15 protein-coding genes and 1 pseudogene are annotated in these 21,611 nt (G+C 36.6%); 4 read left to right on the forward strand and 12 right to left on the reverse strand.

The genetic code is table 11. The features are described 5' to 3' along the window. Positions 1-32: 32 nt before the first annotated feature. Genes mgtE through IGJ90_RS10875 form a run of 4 tightly spaced genes read right to left on the reverse strand, consistent with a single transcriptional unit; the run spans position 33 to position 3,810 of the window. Positions 33-1,394, reverse strand: a complete 1,362-nt coding sequence (gene mgtE / locus IGJ90_RS10860) for a magnesium transporter (RefSeq protein ID WP_002362548.1) — start codon at positions 1,392-1,394, stop codon at positions 33-35. Between the two features lie 30 nt (positions 1,395-1,424). Next, a complete protein-coding gene (locus IGJ90_RS10865) occupies positions 1,425-2,318 on the reverse strand; it encodes an RluA family pseudouridine synthase (protein WP_002356487.1) in 894 nt (297 codons plus the stop codon). Between the two features lie 7 nt (positions 2,319-2,325). After that, entirely contained in the window at positions 2,326-3,123 is a 798-nt protein-coding gene (locus IGJ90_RS10870; protein ID WP_002356486.1) for an NAD kinase, read from the reverse strand. Positions 3,124-3,135: 12 nt separating this feature from the next. After that, the gene (locus IGJ90_RS10875) at positions 3,136-3,810 is read right to left on the reverse strand and encodes a GTP pyrophosphokinase (RefSeq protein WP_002356484.1); all 675 of its coding nucleotides are present in this window, start codon (positions 3,808-3,810) and stop codon (positions 3,136-3,138) included. Positions 3,811-4,006: 196 nt separating this feature from the next. Here IGJ90_RS10875 and IGJ90_RS10880 point away from each other — a divergent pair, with 196 nt between their 5' ends. Beyond that, positions 4,007-4,585, forward strand: coding sequence for a CYTH domain-containing protein (locus tag IGJ90_RS10880; protein WP_002356483.1), 579 nt, complete (start codon positions 4,007-4,009; stop codon positions 4,583-4,585). Between the two features lie 63 nt (positions 4,586-4,648). Further along, positions 4,649-5,308, forward strand: a complete 660-nt coding sequence (locus IGJ90_RS10885) for a ClpXP adapter SpxH family protein (RefSeq protein ID WP_002356482.1) — start codon at positions 4,649-4,651, stop codon at positions 5,306-5,308. A gap of 284 nt (positions 5,309-5,592) precedes the next feature. On the opposite strand, the gene IGJ90_RS10890 is transcribed toward IGJ90_RS10885, so the two are convergent. From IGJ90_RS10890 to spxA, 5 genes and pseudogenes are all read right to left on the reverse strand, one after another. Beyond that, positions 5,593-6,312 (reverse strand): helix-turn-helix transcriptional regulator, encoded by a 720-nt coding sequence (locus IGJ90_RS10890; RefSeq protein ID WP_002367179.1) that lies wholly within the window; start codon positions 6,310-6,312, stop codon positions 5,593-5,595. Positions 6,313-6,501: 189 nt separating this feature from the next. Further along, entirely contained in the window at positions 6,502-8,313 is a 1,812-nt protein-coding gene (gene pepF / locus IGJ90_RS10895; protein ID WP_002356480.1) for an oligoendopeptidase F, read from the reverse strand. Between the two features lie 47 nt (positions 8,314-8,360). Continuing rightward, positions 8,361-9,538: pseudogene (locus tag IGJ90_RS10900) on the reverse strand (competence protein CoiA). Between the two features lie 88 nt (positions 9,539-9,626). Continuing rightward, positions 9,627-10,289: an adaptor protein MecA gene (locus IGJ90_RS10905; RefSeq protein ID WP_002356478.1), complete on the reverse strand. Its 663-nt coding sequence runs from the start codon at positions 10,287-10,289 to the stop codon at positions 9,627-9,629. Between the two features lie 342 nt (positions 10,290-10,631). After that, positions 10,632-11,030, reverse strand: a complete 399-nt coding sequence (gene spxA / locus IGJ90_RS10910; protein ID WP_002356477.1) for a transcriptional regulator SpxA — start codon at positions 11,028-11,030, stop codon at positions 10,632-10,634. Positions 11,031-11,389: 359 nt separating this feature from the next. Between spxA and trpS the strand changes: the two genes are divergently transcribed. After that, a complete protein-coding gene (trpS, locus tag IGJ90_RS10915) occupies positions 11,390-12,400 on the forward strand; it encodes a tryptophan--tRNA ligase (RefSeq protein WP_002359559.1) in 1,011 nt (336 codons plus the stop codon). Between the two features lie 43 nt (positions 12,401-12,443). On the opposite strand, the gene IGJ90_RS10920 is transcribed toward trpS, so the two are convergent. Further along, positions 12,444-14,159, reverse strand: coding sequence for an ABC transporter ATP-binding protein (locus IGJ90_RS10920; protein ID WP_025186673.1), 1,716 nt, complete (start codon positions 14,157-14,159; stop codon positions 12,444-12,446). A gap of 327 nt (positions 14,160-14,486) precedes the next feature. On the opposite strand from IGJ90_RS10920, the gene IGJ90_RS10925 reads away from it, so the two are divergent. Next, complete coding sequence (locus IGJ90_RS10925) at positions 14,487-15,200, forward strand: HAD family hydrolase (protein ID WP_002356474.1); 714 nt, start codon at positions 14,487-14,489, stop codon at positions 15,198-15,200. Between the two features lie 52 nt (positions 15,201-15,252). Here IGJ90_RS10925 and IGJ90_RS10930 read toward each other — a convergent pair whose 3' ends face one another. Together IGJ90_RS10930 and IGJ90_RS10935 are read right to left on the reverse strand one after the other, a co-directional pair. Continuing rightward, the gene (locus tag IGJ90_RS10930) at positions 15,253-18,450 is read right to left on the reverse strand and encodes a DEAD/DEAH box helicase (RefSeq protein ID WP_002367184.1); all 3,198 of its coding nucleotides are present in this window, start codon (positions 18,448-18,450) and stop codon (positions 15,253-15,255) included. 19 nt (positions 18,451-18,469) lie between these two features. After that, the gene (locus tag IGJ90_RS10935) at positions 18,470-21,607 is read right to left on the reverse strand and encodes an SbcC/MukB-like Walker B domain-containing protein (RefSeq protein WP_002367185.1); all 3,138 of its coding nucleotides are present in this window, start codon (positions 21,605-21,607) and stop codon (positions 18,470-18,472) included. Between the last annotated feature and the right edge of the window lie 4 nt (positions 21,608-21,611).

The following is a 21,611-nucleotide window of genomic DNA, read 5'->3' on the forward strand; positions in this document are numbered from 1 at the left end:
ACCTCAGTCTCATGATAAATAAGTGCAATTTTTTAAACAAAATAACGCATAAACATGCTGGCAATATTGAAATAAATTAATACACTGGTTAAATCACTTAAGGTAGTAATAAACGGGCCACTGGCAACTGCGGGATCAAACCCTAATTTATCCATTAACATCGGGATTAAACTCCCTGCTAAATTCGCCACAGTAATTGCACAGAGCATTGCCATCCCAATCACAAATCCAAGCGGAAGATTATGTTGCCACACTCCAACCACAATCATAATGGTTAAACCTGTCACAGCCCCCGTCACTAGTCCCGTGAGCACTTCACTTAAGATTAAGCGACCAAAATTACTATCCTTTTCATCTTTCATAGCCAAACGGCGTACCGCGACCGCCAATGATTGTGTCCCGGCATTGCCGGCTGTTCCGGTAATTAAAGAAATAAAAACGGCTAAAATACTCGCTTCGCTAACTAAAGACTCATAATTACTGATTAACGAGGCCGTAGACATCCCTAAAAACAGCAGTGTAATTAACCAAGGTAATCGTTTAGAAGCGGCTTTTAAAGGGTTCTCACTAACTTCTTCAACGTCGACCCCGGCTAAACCAGAGTAGTCGCTAGCGGCCTCATCATCGATAACATCAATAATATCATCAACTGTTACAATCCCCAACAAATGATCATCATAATCTGTAACTGGCACAGCTAAGAAGTCATAGTCACGAATTGTTTGCGCGACATCTTCTTGGTCATCGCCAACATGAACTGAAATAACCCGTTCATTCAAAATATCAGCAATCAAGGTATCATCATCATTAACAATTAAATCCCGCAACGAAATAACGCCGACTAAATGATTTTCTTGGTCGACTACGTAAACGTAATAGATTGTTTCCGCCATGTCCGCTTGATTCTTTAAGACGTACATCGCAGAACGCACTGTTTGATTCGCCACAATCGAAACAAATTCGGTGGTCATAATCGCCCCAGCAGTTTCATCTTCGTAATGAAGTAACTCTTTAATTTCGCCTGCTTCTTCACTACTTAACAAACTAAGATATTTCGCCTTTTGACTCTTATCTAACATATTTAGTAAATCCACCGCATTATCGGTATACATCTCAGCTAACATATCGGCTGCATAACTTGGACGCATTTCAGCTAAATAATCTTTCATATTCTCATTATCTTCTTCGATAACATCAAACATATCCGCTAGTTCTTTCGGAGATAGGTAATTGTATAAATGTTGTCGGTCTTTTTCATCTAACGATTGGTAAAATTGTCCTTGTTCATAAATGTGTAACGCTAAAAATAGCTCACGAAATTCGTTCATTTGTTGATTTTTTAGCGTTTCTAAAAGAAGGGCAAATTGCTCTTCCATTTCTTGGCCTTCATTCATCTTACACTTTCCCCTCCTGCCTCTTTATTATTATAACGTATCATCTACACTTTTCATATCCTCCGCTAGTGGGGAAATCAGATGAACCGTTTCTTTGGTAAAAGGATGAGTAAAAATTAGTTCCATGCAATGCAACGCTTGCCGCTCAATTCCTTGATCCATCTTTCCATGATACATCTCATCCCCTAACAATGAACAGCCAATTGCTTCAAAATGTACCCGAATTTGATGTGTTCGTCCTGTATGGAGCTGAATGCGCACAGCTGCTGCTTGGGCTCCTCTTTTTGCGAGCCAATATTCTGTACTAGCAAATTGACCTGTTTCGATAACTTGGCGTTTTAATAAAGAGGACAAGTCGCGCCCAATTGGCTTTTCAATCAATTGATGCTCGCTTAACTGCTCAATCGCTCCACCAACAAGGGCATAATAAATTTTTGTCACCTTTTTTTCTCGTAATTCTTGGTCAATTAAAGCATGAGCAAAGCCGTGTTTCGCAAATAACATCAGCCCAGAAGTATCTCGATCTAAACGAGTCACGACATGAATAACTTGATTCACGTAATTTTGACGCTTGTAATAGCCCTTAACACGATTCGCCATCGTTCCTGAAGGATGATACTGAGCAGGTATCGAGGCAATGCCAGCGGGCTTATTAACTACTAAAAAATGATCATCTTCAAACACAATTTCAATCGGTTCATCATCTGTTAATAATGTCTCATGTTCCGCTTCATCTGGAATCGTCATTTTAACGACATCGCCAGTTTGTAAAGGATAGATGGCATTTTGAACGGTCCCATTCACTTGGATTTTACCACCTTGAAATTTCACCTTAGCTAATAACCCTTTTGAAACGCCTTGTTCCTTTAAAAAATATTTCACTTGTTGTGTTGTTTCTTTGTCATATGTCCATTGAAATTCCATCGTTTAATTAATCCTCACCAATAAAGGCATCTTTCACTCGATGCCAGAAATGCATGTGCCGATAAGAGGCAAAATGAATCCGTTCGTCTGCAATTCGATAGCAGACAGAAGCGATATTTTCTTGATAAATATCTAATTGGTCCACCGTGACAAAATAATCATCACTTTCCTGTAATTTAATCTCCAGCCACTCCGTATGTGCGATTACAATCGGTGAACCCAATGTTCGAAAGACACGATTGTTTAAGGAGGCGATTTCGGTTAACTGAAACGCATTAATGCTAGGATGCAAAACAGCTCCACCAATACTTTTATTATACGCAGTAGAGCCGGTTGGGGTCGAAATCGACAACCCGTCACCACGAAATCGTTCAAACAGTTCGTCTTTAATAAACACATCGCCCACCATCGTCCGGTTTCCTCGTTTAATTGTCGATTCATTTAATGCTAAAAAATGTTTATCTGGTTTCCCATCTCTAAACCGAATCCGCACATCTAATAATGGATAACTCGTACTTTTTTCACGATGAATACATAAACTTTCAACTAGTTCTTTTAATTCATAATCACGCCAATCTGTATAGAAACCCAAGTGTCCGGTATGTACACCTAAGAAACTTACTTCGTTTAAAAGATGATTAAATCGATGAAAAGCGGAAAGAAGCGTACCATCTCCGCCGACTGAAATCACAAGTTCAGGTTGACGATTGTCTATTTGAATTTGGTTTTGCTCTAATAGTGTTGTCAGTTGTTTTGTGACTTGTTTCGATTTTTCTTCCGAGTTATGAACAATCGCCACTTTCATAAGCAGACTCCTTTACTGATTTTCTGGTGTTTCGTTTTTAATTTGCTTATAGTATTCGTTTTCTAGCAATCCACGGCCATGAGAGAAGTAATGTTGTGCTTCTTGAATTTCTTCACGAATAGATGACATTTCTTCATCTAATAAATAGGCTGCCTCTGCCGCTCGCTGAAGGCGTTCTTTCATTTCTTCAGGAAAGACACCTTGATATTTATAATTCAAAGAATGTTCAATCGTTGCCCAAAAATTCATGGAGAGTGTCCGAATTTGGATTTCGGCCAAAATAATCTTTTCCCCGGTGACTAATTGCACAGGATATTCCACTACCACATGGTACGAACGATAGCCACTTTCTTTTTTATTTTCAATGTAGTCCCGTTCTTCCACAATTTTTAAGTCTTTACGATTTCTTAAAAGTGCGACTACCTGGTAAATGTCTTCCACAAATTGGCACATAATCCGCAAACCAGCAATGTCTTGCATTTCTTCTTCAATCCGATTTAAAGGAATATGCCGAATAGCCGTCTTGGTCAAAATACTATCTACTGGTTTCACACGTCCTGTAACGAATTCAATTGGTATGTGTTTATCTTGCTCCCGAAATTGTTTACGAATACCTCGTAGTTTTACTTTTAATTCGCTGACCGCCTGTTCATATGGCGCTAAAAACAGCTCCCACTCTCGTTCCATGGTAGATCCCTCAATTTCCTTGAATTTCATTCACTGATTATTTTACCACAGTCCTCCCTAAAATAGGGTGTTATTCGCTATTTGATTTCCAAACGCCTTTCATTAGAAAAAATTTTCACAGAGAAGACCACTTTTCTTGACGGAAACCTATATAATATGTGAAAATTGGAGTGATTTAAGAAAGAGAGAGAACCCCATGAGTGAGCACTTAGAAATTGAATTTAAAACATTAGTTAGTCCACAAGATTTCAAACGATTAATCGACCATTTTGCTATTCAAAAAACGGACTTTTTTACGCAAACAAATCATTATTTTGATACGGACGATTTTCAATTAAAAGCACAACGAATGGGCTTAAGAATTCGCGTATTAGCAGATCGTGGTGAGTTAACCTTAAAAGTTCCTGCGCCAGAAGGATTATTAGAAATCAATGACCCTTTATCGCTTGAGACGGCGAACCACTTTATCAAGAGGAATCACCTCCCTACTGAGGGGGCTGTGGCGAAGAAATTACAAGAATTAGGTATTGAAATCGCCTCGATCCATTTGATTGGTTCATTAAAAACAGCACGTGCAGAAAAACAAATTCCTCAAGGACTACTTGCGTTAGACGAAAGTTGGTATAACCAACAGCACGATTTTGAATTAGAGTTAGAAGTTACTGAAGCTGAAAGCGGCAAGCAAGCGTTTCAAACATTAATGGCTGATTTGAACATTCCCATTACGCTTGCACCTAACAAGATTCAACGCATGATGCGGACCACTGCCCCTTAGTATTCGAAGCACTGACGTTCTGGCACCTGTATTTGAAAAAGCATGGCATTGGAGGAAGTATGAATGGTTGAAATTTATTTGTTCGTCAATCCTTTAGGCGGCGTCTGTTTAGAAATTGAAAAAGAAATTATACAATTGTCTGTTAACGACAAGAAGAAAATACAATTGCGCTTTATCCCTTTATTAAACATGAAAACGATCAATGAATTTTTGAGTCGTCAACATATTCCGATTAATGACATTAAACGACGGAATCGAATTTTTGAAGATTTATACTCAGCCGCTCTTGACTATAAAGCAGCACAGTTACAAGGCCGAAAAAAAGGCCGACAATTGTTGATTGGCCTACAAAAAGCAGTAGCTGAAGACGGTCTAGCTTACTCTCCTGAGTTATCAGAAGAACTACTTCTAGCGGCCGGCGGGGATATTGATATGTATCGTAAAGACCGACAATCAGATTTTGTCAAAGAATCTTTCCAAACCGACCAAAAAGTTGCTCGAGAAATGGGGATTAAACAACATCCTACCGCAGTCGTTTACAACTATACTTGCGAGAACGATTTCGGCATTTTAGTCGAAAATTTTGAAAACATGGATGAAATTAAACAACTTTGTCGTGTCCATCCACATAACGAACCGTTGCTGGACCAAGGTGACGCAACCTTTGAATTTAAACGTCGCTCCAATTATCATTTTCCAAATGGACATTTACATTTATTATAAAAAAGAAGGGCCAGTTGTCTGGCCCTTCTTTTACTATTTTCACCATGTTCTATAATAATAGATAAAGTCTAATACTACTACATTTAATGCTTTGTTCTTATAAAAGACAGCTATGGAATGGGTCCATGTATATATATTATGTACTCTTAAATATTAACACCGAAATTTGTATCAACCACCAATATCTATTTCAGTTCATCGACTAATCTCTTGGAACGCTATCAGACAATACTCGCCGATACTAACTCAAAAAATCGAGGAAATTTTATTCGGTTTAACACAAGCTAATTTATTTCTTCCCATTTATTTTTAGTCTGCTTATATAATATGGTTAGTTCTTTTTTATCCTTATCTAAATTTTTATTTATTAATTCCTGAATCTCATAAGAAAATTTATTTCTTTGATTTACAGTGTCAAAGATGAATTCTTTATCAAAAGATAACTCTAACCCATTTAATGCTCCTGTTGTCCAGTAAATTTTTATATTCGAATCATCACCGCTATAATACATATTAAACTTTTCATTTTCAGAGATATACGAACTCATTAATTCCAATTCTTCTGGAATTGTAAACAGATTATAACTATCAATTTTAACCACATGATATTGAATGTTATCTTCTATTAAATTATAAGTTTGACCATTTTGATTCCATTCTTTGACACCGCTATACAAATTATTCAGACGAAGTTGTAAAATAGTAAAATATCCACCTATACATAGTACTATAATTAATAATATTAAAAATAATTTTTTGTACTTCTGTCCCTCTCTAATATCTTTCGAAAGTTTCTCCACCATCGTATTGTCCTCCTTCAATAATCGATCCAAGGTCATTTCATAAAGATTACTTAGTTCAATTAAACAATCAATATTAGGATATGATTTATTATTCTCCCAGTTAGAAATTGTTTGCCTAGTAACGTATAATTTCTCAGCAACCTCTGATTGTGTCAATCCTAATTCATTTCTTCTCATTTTTAATGAATTCCCTATGTTCAAAAAAAACCTCCTTTTATTACTCTAAAGATAATAGAAGCTTGATATAAAAGAAAGCAAAGAATCTTTGCTTTCTTTTATATAACAGCAACAATCTATTTAATTATATAACTAAACCTGGTTTTACACAGATATATTTACTATTCTGTATAAAACCAGGTTTATATTTTATGTTTACTAAGAAGTTACGACTTATAATTTTTCAACCAAAGCTTCTAATTCCGTTAAACGTTCTTCAAAAACTTTCATTGCATCTTCGATATACGCGGCTTGTGTCATATCCACGCCCGCTTTTTTCATCACTTCAATTGGGAAGTCACTACTTCCTGCTTTCAAGTAGTTAAGATAGTTCTCTAAAGCTCCCTCTTCTCCAGCTAAAATATGTTTAGACAATGCCGAAGCGGCTGAGAAGCCAGTTGCATATTGATAAACATAGTAATTGTAATAAAAATGGGGAATTCTCGCCCATTCGTAACTGATTTCTTCGTCTCTAACTACTTCTGGTCCATAATATTTAGCATTTAGCTCGCCATAATACTCACTCAAATATTCACTCGTTAATGGCGTGCCTTTAGCATCTTCCGTGTGAATAAAATGTTCAAATTCCGCAAATTGCGTTTGACGGAAAATGGTTCCCTTAAAGCCGTCTAAATAGTGATTTAAGACATACGCACGTACTTTAGGATCTGTTTCTGTTTGTAATAAATATTCTGTTAAAATATTTTCATTTGTGGTTGAAGCAATCTCAGCTAAGAAAATTGAATAGTCGCCATAAACATACGGCTGATTATTTCTTGTATAGTAACTATGAACACTATGGCCCATCTCATGGACTAATGTAAATAGTTGATCCAAACTATCATGCCAATTCATTAAAATATATGGGGCTGTATCATAAGCTCCTGAAGAATATGCGCCGCTTCGTTTTCCTTGATTTTCAATCACATCAATCCAACGACTTGAAAAAGCTTCTTTAACAATAGATAAATAGTCTTCACCTAGTGGTTTTAAAGCCTCAATTGCTTTTTCTTTTGCTTCTTCATAGCTGTAACGAATTGGTGCTTCACCTAGCAAAGGTGCATACAAGTCGTACATGTGTAATTCTTCTACGTTTAATAATTTTTTTCTTAATTTTACATAACGATGTAGCAAAGGTAAATGTTTATTTACTACAGCTACTAATGTTTCGTGAACACTTTCAGGGATATGATTACTTGCTAAAGAGGCTGCCCGAGCAGAATCATAATTTCTAATTTTTGCTTTATAATTATGCGTTTTAACATGTGCACCTAAAGTTGAGGCTAATGTATTTCTAAATTGTTTGTATACTTTGTACAACCCTTTAAATGCTGCTTCACGAACAGATGGATCGACACTTTCCATTAATTGACCATAAACGCCATGAGAAAGTTGAATCGTTTCGCCTTCAGCATTTTGCACAGTTGGAAATTCTAAGTCTGCATTATTTAAAATTGAAAATGTATTACTTGAGGCACCAAAAATTTCACTAGCCCCCGCCAGTAAAGCTTCTTGTTCCATCGATAAAACATGGGGACGTTCATCTAAAATATTTTGAATATAGTGACGATAAACAGCTAATTTCGGCTGCTCTTCAAAATATCCCCAGATTTGTTCATCACTTAATGTTAAAACCTCTGGGTCAAACCAAGAAACAGCTTCACTAACTTGTGCATATAAAGAACTAGCTCTGGCATATAAAGCTTGGTAAGCTGTATTTGTAGTGTCTTGATCATTTTTTAAATGAGAATAGACATATAATGTTTCCACTTTTCGATAGACATCTAAAACGTATTCTAACGCAGCTAGAAAAGCTTCTGCGCCATTCCCTAAGGTACCTTTAAATGACTCTGCTTGATTTAGCTCCTCTGTCAACTGATTATACGCAACATCAAAAGCAGCATCATCTTTAAAAATTTTGGTTAAATCCCAAGTCAATGGAGTTGGAACTTCATCACGTGTTGGTAATTGTTTAATTTCGCTCATAGTTTACTCTCCTTTAAGAAACGTTTTACTCATTATACTATCATAATTTAACACGTGTGACTAAAAAAATGTTGTTTTTTCACTTTTTTTAGCCAATGAACGAGCTTTTCAGGATCTTCTCTTAGGAAAATACTAGTTATTAGGTACTTATTGTTTACTTTAATTAACACATAACATTCTTGTAACCAGCTCAATAAGCTATTCCCCACGATTTTAAAAAGCTTTTTTAAGCCAATATTCGGCAGTGGTTGCCAAACAAAGTTCCCTTCTTCCAAAAAACTAGCTTCCAAGATACGCCATAGTTCCTGTTTGGTCACTAAACGCCCTTCTTTGGTTTTTAGTGCTTCCCAAACAAGCATTTTTAAATGAATATCTTCTTCAGAAGAAGGTAATAGCTTCAATCCAGGATAGTAAAACCAAGGAGGTAACTGGAGAAGGTGACAACCTTTCGTGTATAAAAAGCTTTGTGTTCTAAGCAACTGAGCATTTCTGTAACCAAGTTGTTGAGTCAATTTTTGATAATAATCATGCATCAATTGACCAGTATGCTGTCTACCTGGCAGTAAATTTAAATTAGCAGTCGGTAGTTGGATGATTTCTAGTAATTTTTTTCGTAAAAATCCCATGATTGTTTTCTTCTATAAAATTGTTGACATTGACTCTCTTCAATATGACAAAGTAACTCTATTCGTTCTTGTTTCTTATTGGCCGTCCATAAATAAAACCCCAAGGACTCCGAAAAGTAAAGAAATTGTTTCGTTAATTGCGTGAGCTTGTCTTTAGGCACTAATCGTTCACCTAAAATCCAAACAACTTGATAGCCATGAGCTTGATAAGTCTCTGTCCGTTCCACCAAACGTTTAATTGGCAATGGGCTACATTGAATTTCAATGGCTATCTTGCCAATGAGTAAATCTGGGCGTTGCTTCAAGGTGGGTAAGTATGCCTCAACTTGAAAGGACAGCTTTTCGCGTAAACACTTTTCCGCAAAAAGCTGCTTCAAGCGGAGGTGTTCTTCTGTTTCAGCTTCTGCTTCGTACCAACAACTATTCTTTTTACGATGAGCAAAATGGGGTATTTTAATGGGGCCTGCCTTCAAAATGACCGATTGATGACACATTGGACACACAAAAGCTTGTTCGCTTCGTATCTGTGTTAATTCATCAATCGAGCAATCGATTAAAGAAAATAATTCTTGGTTGTCTGCCGTTAAAGCTGTTAACATGATTTTCACCTCTCATAAATAAACTACGCAAAGTTTCTTAATTTTCATCAAAAAAAAAGCAAAAACTCGAAAGTTTTTGCTTTTTTGCTTAATCATTAAAGTAATAACGTGTTAATTCCAGCGCACTGCGTTCCATAATACAAGTGCCATATTCGACTAAAGTATCCTGAGTGACAGTTGTTTTATGAGCAAATTCTAAAATCTGTGCAATTTCATTGTCAACATTTGTTTTTTCTAATTCATCGGTTAAGAACAAAACTTGTAAGTAATAACGATCGTTGTACGTGTATAAGTTAGTCAAAACAGATTGCATGAAGACTTCTTTGGATAATTGGATCATCGCTTCAAAATTATCTAATTCAAAGATTACATTTCTGTTTGTTTCATCTGTGGCTTCCATCTCATCAAGTTCATCGGCGGCTGCTTTGTCTGCTTCAATTTGTTTGCGAATTAATTCGCTAACATCTGCATTGACTTCGCTCAGACCTTCTAAGGAAGACAAGTCGTCCATAGCGACATTTTTACTAATAAACAGTTCTAAGCCATCATTTTTAGGCAAGACTTGGAAAGTGACTGCTTCACTACCTTGGAATTCATCTTCGACATCAACTTCTTCTAAAATACTATAAAAGAAATTTTCAACATCTTTGTGGTTTCCTAGTAAGTCAAGAAAAGTAATCCCTCTATCCGCCAGGTCTTCGTTGCCAATTAACACACGAATCGTATTTTCATTAATATGTTCCATTTCCATAGCGCTACACCTCTCTTTGCTTCAATCAGGAAACTTCTTACGTTCATTGTAGCGAAAACTACACAAAAGTAAAGTGGAAAGTCTGTAAATCCTCGAAAACTAGCGAACGTTTTATAAACTTTGAACTTTTTTAACGATTGGTTTTTCGCTCCTTCTACCTCTTCATCTTAACGCAGTCTCTCCAAAAAAGATACTATTTTTCCTTGACCACGTTCTGCCAAATCAAATGAATACAAGTTCTAAATATGTATTAAAAAGCCAGAGATAAAAATCCCTGGCCCTAAATTCATATGAATCGTTCTTTATTACAATTAACAAATAAAGAACAAAATTTTATATTTTTTATAAACCTGCCATTAATTGTGCTTGGCGCAATTCCAGTTGTCGAACATCTCTTGGTAAGAATCGACGAATTTCATCTTCGTTAAAACCGACTTGTAATCTTTTCTCATCAATCATAATTGGCCGACGCAACAATCCAGGGTTTTCTTGAACCAACTCTAATAAATCTTGAAGTGGAAGCTCGTCCAAATCCATATTTAATTTTTGGAAAACTTTAGAGCGAGTAGAGATAATCTCTTCTGTTCCATCTTCTGTCATGATTAAAATTGCTTTTAATTCCTCAATATTTAAAGGTTCAGAAAAAATATTTCTTTCTTTAAAAGGAATTTCGTGCTCTTGCAACCAGGCTCTAGCCTTACGACATGACGTGCAACTCGGGGAAGTATAAAGTGTCAACATTGTGCATCACTCCTTTTCGCGAATCATCGCGTTTCTGAAACAGGGAACTGTACTGTTCCTCTATTTAAAACCAGTATACCTAATTTCTAATAAAAATACTAGGGGTTTTTAAACATTTTTTATTAACTTTGTTTATTTTTCCTTCATTACATCCGTGTAAAATTAGGGTTAATTTTTATGAAATTTTATGGATATTCGTTATGATTCTGTAAAAAAGTAATACAGTTTTCTATTTTTATGGTTGCTGTTATAATTTACTTCTCTTGGTGATTTTTCAAGAAGTTCCCATGTATTTTTTTCTAATAAAATGTATAATAGAACTATTCACTATCTTAAGTCTAAAGTCAGGTGGTTATTTAATGAAAACAATTTTTTCTGGTATTCAGCCCAGTGGTACTCCGACAATCGGAAATTACATTGGTGCAATGAAACAATTTATCGAATTACAAAATGAATACAATTGTTATTTTTGTATTGTAGATGAACATGCCATTACCGTTCCCCAAGAACCGCAAAAGCTACGCCAGCAAATTCGTAGCTTAGCAGCTCTTTACCTAGCGGTTGGTTTAGACCCACAAAAAGCAACAATTTTCATACAGTCTGAAGTGAGTGCCCATGCAGAAGCTGGTTGGATCATTCAGTGCAATACTTCTATTGGTGAGTTAGAGCGAATGACACAATTTAAAGATAAATCTCAAAAAAATGGTCGTGCTGGCGTAAGCGCTGGTCTTTTAACATACCCTCCATTAATGGTTGGTGATATCGTGTTGTACAACGCTGACTTAGTGCCAGTCGGAGATGATCAAAAACAACATTTAGAATTAACACGTGATTTTGTGGAACGCTTCAACAAACGTTACGCCCAAAAAAATCAAGAAATTTTAACGATGCCTGAAGTAAAAATCGCTGAACAAGGTAGTCGAATTATGAGCTTACAAGAACCAACGAAAAAGATGAGTAAGTCTGATACAAATGTGAAGGGCTTTATTTCAATGCTTGATGAGCCAGCAGTGATTCGCAAAAAAATCCGCTCTGCTGTAACTGATTCAACTGGTGTAATTGAATATAATAAAGAAGAAAAACCTGGCATTACTAACTTACTAAATATTTATTCTGCTGCGACAGGTCAAACTGTTGAGGAGCTTGTTCAAGCTTACGAAGGCAAAGGCTATGGAGACTTCAAGGCAGATTTAGCAGAAGCAGTGGTTGCCTTATTAGAACCTATTCAAGTGCGCTACCAAGAGCTTCTAGCTTCAGAAGAATTAGATATGATTTTAGATGAGGGCGCAGAAAACGCTCGCCAGGTAGCCAACAAAACACTTCAACGAATGAAAAATGCTGTTGGTTTGGGAAGAAAAGTTCGGCGCTAACTAAACATAATAAAAACCCGCGAATTTTTATTCGCGGTTTTTTTTATGTTCTAAATTGAGCATCGTACAAGCGACGATAGTGTCCTCTTTGCGCGTACAAAGTTTCATGTGTTCCATCTTCTAAAATTCCTTGGTCACTCACTACGATTATTCGATCAGCATGTTTAATCGTGGCCAGTCTGTGGGCAATAATTAATGTTGTTCGCCCGTCAGCTAACGAGTTTAATGACTCTTGAATCACTTGCTCTGTTTCTGTATCTAATGCAGAAGTCGCTTCATCTAGAATTAAAATCGGCGGGTTCTTCAAGAACATTCGCGCAATTGCCACTCGTTGCTTTTGACCGCCCGATAATTTCACGCCACGTTCGCCAATAATTGTGTCCAAGCCATCTGGCATTAGCTGAATTACATGTTCTAAATGTGCTAATTTCACCGCTTGTTGAATGTCTATTTCTGTAGCATTTAAATTCCCATAAGCAATATTTTCTCGTAATGTTCCAGGGAATAAAAACACATCTTGTTGAACAATTCCAATTTGCTTACGTAATGAAGCCAAGGTCATTTGCTGGATATTTCTATCGTCAATCGTAATTTCACCACTACTGACTTCATAAAAACGAGGCAACAGATTACACAAGGTCGTTTTTCCTGAACCACTTTGTCCAACGAAAGCAACGGTTTCACCAGGTTGAATTTTTAAATTGATATGGTCTAAAACTTTTGTGCCATCTTCATAAGCAAATGAAACATCTTTATAGGCAATCGTTCCTTCTAAATGCGAAACAGCAACAGCTCCTGGCAAATCTTTGATGGCCGGTTGTTTGTCCATTTCTTCCGTAAAACGTTTAAAACCAGCAAATCCTTTGGGATAACTTTCAATCATATTATTGACTTTTTCAATCGGTCGAATAAAAATATTGGCTAATAAAATAAATCCTACAAACTGACCTTCTGTAATTTCTCCTTTAATTGTATAATACGCACCAAAAATTAATGAAAATAAATTTATCAGACGAATTAATAAGTAATTATAGGCGGAACTGACACCCATCACCTTATAAAAATATAATTTCGATTTTCGATACATTTGATTTAAATAATTAAACTGTTTTCGTTCAAATGGTTCATTTGCAAAAGATTGCGTGACACGTATCCCACTTACTGACGCTTCAATCCCAGCATTAAATTCACCTAAATTATCGTAAATATCCGTATTCGCTTTTGTCATTTTTTTATTAAAATAGCCTAGCGCAATCGTGATAAATGGCAATAAAATAAACGTAGCGATGGCTAATTTCACGTGAATGGTTAACATTAATAAAAAAGAACCTGCTAACGTCATAATCGTAATAAAGACGTCTTCTGGACCATGATGCGCCACTTCCGAAATTTCAAAAAGATCAGTGGTCAAACGGCTCATTAATTTCCCTGTTTTTTGATTATCATAATACTCAAACGGTTGTGTTTGAAGATGCTGATATAATTCTTCACGCATATCTGTTTCAATATTCACGCCTAACATATGACCAAAATAAACCACAATAAATTGTAAAAACGTATTGATTATATAAAATGCAAATAAGCCCGCACTAGCTAATGCAATGAGGCGAAAATCTCCTTTTGGCATAATCTTATCAATTACTTGGTTGACTGCTACTGGAAAAGCCAACTCTAACAGCCCCGCAAAAACGGCACACCCAAAATCCAAAATAAATAATCGACGATAAGGTCGATAATACCCAAAAAAACGCTTTAACATAACTCCTTAACTCTCCCCCTTCATTCTCACTCATTATACGGAAAAAGACGGTCTCTTGCAAAATTCTAACTTCTATCAGAACACATGTTATTTAAGTAACTTTGACTCAAAACCATTTTCACAAACTTTTCATTATCAGAATATTTTTTCATTTATCGTTTCCATTTTTTCGGTAAAAATAACTATAATTGTCTTTTCCCGCAAGGCTTTGATTTCTGCGAAAAACCTTGAAATACAGTGAAAAATACTCTATTTATTTGTGAAAATATCAGCTACAATATAACATATGAAAAGTTTTGTAAAAAAGTTAAGAGGTGCACTTGTTAAATGAGAACCATTGTTTTTGATGTTGATGACACGCTGTACGATCAGCAACAACCCTTTCGAAATGCGATGACTAAAATTTTCCCGAACGTTGCGACAGAGGATATGCATGAATTGTATCTTCGTTTTAGACACCACAGCGATGAAACGTTTCCGAAAGTTTTAGCCAATGAATGGTCCCTAGATTTCATGCGGTTTTTCCGGATGAATGAAACATTAAAGGATCTAAACTATCCAGGAATTTCACAAGAAGAAGGAAAAATTTTCCAACAAGTTTATGAAGAAGAATTGGATAATATTACGATGCATCCAGAAGTTACTAAGCTTCTTGATACTTTACAAGAAAAGGAAATTCCGATGGGGATTATTACAAATGGTCCAACAGACCATCAATTTAAAAAAGTTAAACAATTGAATCTTGAAAAATGGGTTCCAAGCCAAAATATCATTATTTCTCAAAGTACGGGTTTTCAAAAACCTGAAAAGGAAATTTTTGATTTAGCCTGTAATCAATTTTGTATGGAACCTGAACATACTTTATATGTTGGTGATAGTTATGACAATGATATTGTAGGCGCACGTAATGGTGGCTGGCATTCTCTTTGGTTTAACCACCGCTCTCGTGAACTACCAAGTTGCCAACCTGCATCACACCTTGCAGAAGTCACTTGTTTCACTGAACTTTGTCCGACTGTGGAGAAATTATTTAATCTTTAAAAATAAAAAAGCCTAACTACGCTTCAAATTTGAAATGTAGTTAGGTTTTTTTCTATTCTCCAATGCTTAAAATTGTGCGAATATCTTCTTCCGTCATTTTCGCTAATTGCTCTTCATTTCCTTGAATCACTTTTTGGAACAGCTCGCGTTTCTCTTGCTGTAAGGAATTCATTTTTTCTTCAACCGTTCCTTCTGCAATCATCCGCCACACTTCAACAACCTTTTTTTGTCCCATGCGGTGCGCCCGACCAGCCGCTTGTTCTTCGACTGCGGGATTCCACCATAAATCGTATAAAATAACTGTATCTGCACCAGTTAAATTTAGTCCGGTTCCCCCTGCTTTCAATGAAATTAAAAAGACATCTTTTTCTCCTTCATTGAAGGCATTCGCCATCGTTAACCGATCTTGGGGCTTCGTACTTCCTCGTAAATAGAACGTCTCTAAACCTAATTCATTCAATTCTTTTTCTAAGATAGAAAGCATGCTTGTGAACTGAGAAAATAATAGAACACGACGATTGTTTTCTTTTGCAGCCACTAAAAAGTCTTTGACTTGTTCCACTTTGCCAGAACCTCCCGTGTAATCCTCAATAAACAAACGCGGATCGCAACAGATTTGTCGTAAACGGGTCAAGCCTGCTAAAATACTCATACGATTTTTCTTGAAGGTTGCCTGATCCATTTGACTAACATCTGCTTGCATTTGTTTTAGATAGGCCAAATAAACCGTTTTTTGTTCTTCTGTTAAGACACTGTACATATTATTTTCAATTTTTTCTGGTAAGTCTGCGAGCACCGTTTTCTTGTCTCGTCGTAAAATGAATGGTTGAATCATTTTGGCAATTTCTTCCGGCTTAATTTCTCGAAAGGCTTTTTTGCCTGGGAACAATCCCGGTAAGATCATTTGGAAAATTGACCACAGTTCATCTAAATTATTTTCAATTGGTGTGCCACTTAATGCAAAACGTTGCGGTACTTTTAAACTTTTTAAGGCTTGCGCCGTTTTGGTCCCACTATTTTTAACCATTTGAGCCTCATCTAGAATCAAATAGCCGACACGCATTTCCTGATAAAGCTGAACATCTTGTCGCATACTTGCATAAGAAGTAATCAGAATATCTTCAGTGCTATTTTGTAAAAGCGCTGCTCGTTCTTGGCGGTTGCCAGAAACCACTTGAACATTTAAGGTTGGCGCAAAACGTTTGACTTCGGCTAACCAGTTATAGGTTAAACTTGCAGGTGCGACAATCAAAGCTGTCCCTTTCAAGCGCTCTTCTTCTTTTTCCGAAAGTAAATAGGTAATGGTTTGCAGTGTCTTCCCTAAACCCATTTCATCAGCTAAAATACCGCCAAATTGATAATGGCTAAGCATTTTCAGCCATTTATAACCTGTTTCTTGGTAATGGCGTAACGTTGCTTGTAAGGTTTTGGGGACTTGCGCTTCAAAGTTTTCTGGATGCGTTAAATCCGTGACCATTTTTTTAAAGGAATCTGAAAAATGTGCCCGCTCGTTGTCTTCTAATAAACTTTCGATCATGAGACCTTGATTTTTGGGCACATGAATGACATTGTCTTCTTGATGCATATTTTTTCGCAGCTTCGTTAAAATTGCACTTGTATGGAAAAATTCCTCTGAGTCAAAAGCAAGAATTTCACCACTTTTTAACGTATAAAAAGCATCATTACGTAGCAGACTAGTCAAGACTGCATCGATTTCGGTTTCATCAATGCCAGTGACATCAAACCGAATATCTAACCAAGAATCCCCTTCCGCAACTTCAATCGTTGGTTGATGATGCTGGGCATCTAAATACAATTCCCGTAATTTCCGTCCCATCCGAACTTCTCCTAATTGACGGAAAGCTGGAACCTCGGCTTTAAAGAAATAATACAAGGACTCTCCAGCAGGTAAGACTTTTTCAAAGCCTGTGGTTGTTTGCTGATAGGCAAACTGTTGAAATTGCTGTTTAATTGCTGTTTCTTTTGCTTTATCTCGAACGATTTCTTGATTAACTTCAGGTAATTGAGCATATTTCGGGTTTGTCGAGAAAATGACTTCTCCATAGTGATAGTCAATCCGAGCGTTAATCCGACCTTTAATTTTCTTAAAAATAAAGACTGCTTTTAAAGGATGATGGACGACTAATTCTTCAACTGATTCTTCAACAGACACTCGACCAATTTTTTCCAATAATGGTAACACTTCACTAAATAAATCAGAAACTGTTTCTTTTTCATAAATAATTGACGGCTCTTCCAAGCGTTTCATTAATTGAAGTAACGTGGTGTAGATGGCTTCCTGCTCTTCTGTTAGTAAATAAACCGTTTGATCCGCAATCGCCCAGTGATAATGGGCTAGAAACGTTGTAATAGGATTCTGAATAGTTAATTTGAAGCTTTGTTCCTCGGTTTTTTGCACTGTAAACGTAAGTGGCAAACTGGTTTCTTTGAACGTTAGATAGCGATACTTATGAGTTTGATTGGTCAATATAAACTGACCCGTTCGATTCATTTTTTCAACTAACGATTGACTGCGATCAATTGGTAATAATAGATAACGTTTGTCGATTTTCCCTTTAACTTGAATACCGTTTGCACCTAATAATTGGCTGGTATGATAAATTGCCGCAAGTTCTGTTAAAATTTCTTGAATCTCCATTGAAAAAGAATCATGTAGCAAAGTAAATTGGTGTTGTTTATTCACCATAAAAGTCATTTCTTTTTCATATGCTTGTAAAAAATCACCAATATTTTTCACAATATATGTTTTAGGTTTGGTGCCTTCCAAACCAATTTTTAAAGAAAGACCAATCGTTGATAATTCTGGATAGTAATTATTCGTTTCAATCACATCTAAATGAAATTCTAAACGTAAAGGCTGCAAGGGAACTTCGGCAGAAGGTTTGCTTAATTTGGCAAAGCCTTTGGTAAACATTTCAGCTGTTGATCGATTTGTTTTCTCAAAACTGACTGTTTGATTCGCTTGAATAATTCTTGACACGCCTCGTTGTTTCAGTGCCAGTTCAACTGCCACTGTATGCTTGCAATAGCCATGTTCCATCCAATATTGACATTCACAAACATCTTGTTCTTTGGCGGTACCATCCAGTTCAACAAGATAAAGTTCTTCCCCTAAAACCTCAGACAACCAGATCCTTTTTTCTGGATTTTGAACGATAGATAAGACCCGGCCTTCTTGCATATATTCGCGCCCCTGTTCAACGATTCGCTCTGGAATACTCCATTTCATCGACTCACCTCCTCTTCTACTAAGCTAGCTGATAGCGAACGGTACTTTGACCATTCCCATTGCTTTTTATTTGTAATTGTTGTGGAATTCGTGCTTTTAATTCGCCAATATGACTAATAATCCCAATCATGCGGCCTTCATTTTCAATCGTTTCTAACGCCTCCATTGCCATTTCCAATGCTTCTTCATCTAAGGAACCAAAGCCTTCATCAATAAACAACGCATCAATTAAGACTCCGCCTGCTTGTTCTTGAATCACTTCTGCTAAAGAAAGTGCCAAAGCTAACGCTGCTATAAAACTTTCCCCGCCTGATAACGTGTGAGCGCTGCGCACCGTCCCTGAATTGTCATCATAAATATTGATTTCTAGCCCCGTTTGATTCCGATAACTGCCTGCTTCGTGATTCAATTCAAATTGATAACGACTATTGGTCAGGCGGTCTAAACGCTGATTAGCGACTGTCAGCACTCTTTCTAAATACGTTTGTAACATATACCGTTCAAAACTAATTTTTTTAGGATTATTGCCATTCACCGTATCTGCCAACTGTTGTAGTGCAGCAACTTCCTCAAACTTGTCTTCAATTGTTGTTCTTTGCGCATTAATTTCTTGAAGCAACTGTTGGTTGTTCAGCATTTTTTCATGCAGTTGATAGTATTTTTTTTCTTGTTCTTCAATTTGTTGTGTTATTTGTTCAATTTCTGTGGTGATTAAAGATAATTCTGGGAACGTATCACTAGATAATTTTTTCTCAATTTCAGCGAGTTGGATAGTCAGTTGGGTTTGCTCTTGTTCAAATAAAGAAATTTGTTCTTGCTGACTTTCTAGTGTCGGTACCTCTTTCAACCACTCCGTCAATTGGTCCTCTGTCACGCCTTGTTCCGTTAAAATTGCGTTTAACTGACTCTCAAGTTGCGCGACTGTTTGTTGAAGTGTTTGTTGTTCTTTCTCCAAATGCGTCAAGGTACTTTCAAGGATCATTTCTTCTTTCTTCAAGGTTTCTCCTTGTGTCGTCACGTTTTCTTTTTGACGTTCAAATGCAGAGAGTTCTTCTTGAAGCAAAGTTTGTTGTTTGGTCATTTCTTCGTATGTGACGGTTGCATCCAATAATTGGCTAGCAATCATTTGCTGCTGGATAGTGATTCTTTCCAGACTTTGTTGCATTGTTTCTACTTGTTGTCGGAGCACTTCAAAGCGTTGGGAATTTTCAGCTACTTGTTCTTCTAGTTCCGCTAGATGGTCCTTTTCGACTGAAATTTCCGTTAGTTTTTGTGCTATTCGTTGTTTTTCTTTAGCTAATTGCGACTCAACTTCCGCAATTTCTGCAGGTGTTACTTGTGAAAAAGTTAGTCCTGTTAACGGCAACTGCAAGTCAGCAAACTGGGCTGCTAATTGTTCTTGTTCCTCAGTATACGCAGCTTCCTGTTCTTGTAATTGGCTTTCTTTCTGTTGCTTTTCCGCCCCTAATGCAGAGAGCGTTTCAGTAAATCGTTGAACCGTTTTTTCAACTTCCGTTAATTCCCGTTCCGCTTGATCAATCTCTTCTAGGGAAACTTCTTGATGAGTTTGTTGCTTTGGATGTTCTAAAGAGCCACAAACTGGGCAAGGTTCCCCCTCTTCAAGTAATAAGCTTAAACGTTGGATTTGTAAAGAGGCCCATTGACTTTTCTTTGTCTGCAACTTCGCTTCTTCGGCGCTTTTTTGTTGCTGTTCAACTGCAAACCGTTGTGTCAACTCGTGCAATTCCGCTTGGTTTTGACTAATTTTTTGCCAAGCTTTTTGATTTTTTTGCCAACGTTCTACAAAATTTTGCCAATGATCTGCTACACTAGAACATTCAAAATTTGCTTTTTCAAGTGTTCCTTCTTGTTCAATAAATTGTTTGGCTGTCGCCACTTTATCCTCTAATGTTATTTTTTCCTGTTGGCAAGATTCATACTCTTCTTGAATGGCTTGATAATTGGCTTGCTCTGCTATTTTTCGTTGGGCTAACTGTTCATATTCTTGGTATTGTGGTAATTGACGTTGAATCGTTTGAAGACGTTCTTGTTTTTCAGCAATTAATGGTTGTTGTTCTTCCAACTCACTCATGATTGCTTGCCAATCCGTCAATGCTTGTTGCGTTTCCATGAGAGCTTGTTGTTTGGACTTTGTTTCTTGCTCTTTTTGTTGTTTTTCGCTTCGTTTTTCAAAGACTTTTTCAGCTAAAGATTGCTGTTTTTGGCTCCATTTTAATTGCTGAATCTGTTCCTTTAGCCGCTCAATGACGGTTTCCTGTTCAGCTTGTTTTGCTTTCTTTTCCAGTAATTCTTCTTTTTGCTGTTGCAAGTTTTGCCGTTCTTCAATAGCATAACGAACTTGCTCTTTTGCTTGTTTGGCTTGTTTTAAGGTTGCAATTTGTTCTCTTTCAACTAATAGTTGTTGCTGAGCCTCTTGTTGTTGGCTTTCTAATAATTGAAGTTTTTCAAAAAGTGTCATTGTCGGTTCAGGTTCTTCTGACCAATGCAACTGTTCTGTTTTCAGTTCAATTTTTTGCTGGGTTTCTTGAATCTCTTGATTGGCAATTTTTAAGCGTTCTTTTAAATTTTCGCTGAACAACTGATACAATTCTGTTCCGAATAAATTACGCAAAACCTTTTCTTTTTCATCACTTTTAGCAATTAAAAAAGTCCGAAACTCTCCTTGTGGTAACAATACAATTTGAGCAAATTGATTGGCATTTAAATGCAATAATTCTTGAATGAGTTCGTCCACTTCACGTCTTTTAGAATAGGCTCGTAGTTCTTTTCCTTGAGCATCTTTGACAATTAAAGAAATTTTGGCACTTTGTTTACGGACTCCTGTGCCACGTTTTTTAAAAAGTTCTTGTTCGGGAAGGCGGTTCAGTTCATAGAGATACTCGTTATGTTTAAAAAGCAAAGTAACTTCAGTGGCTTCTGAGGGGTCAGCAAATGTGGAACGCATTTCTTTGCCTAAACGTAATTTTCCAGAACTTTCACCAAACAAAGCATAGCTCATTCCATCAAAAATCGTTGTTTTCCCAGACCCTGTTTTTCCACTAATTAGAAAAAGTGAAGAATCTTCAAACTTCGTAAAATCAATGGTTTCATTAATATACGGTCCGAAGTTTTTCAATGTTAAAGATAATGGTTTCATCCTG

Origin of the sequence: Enterococcus sp. AZ129, assembly GCF_051714505.1 — a bacterium.
GTDB lineage: Bacteria > Bacillota > Bacilli > Lactobacillales > Enterococcaceae > Enterococcus > Enterococcus faecalis.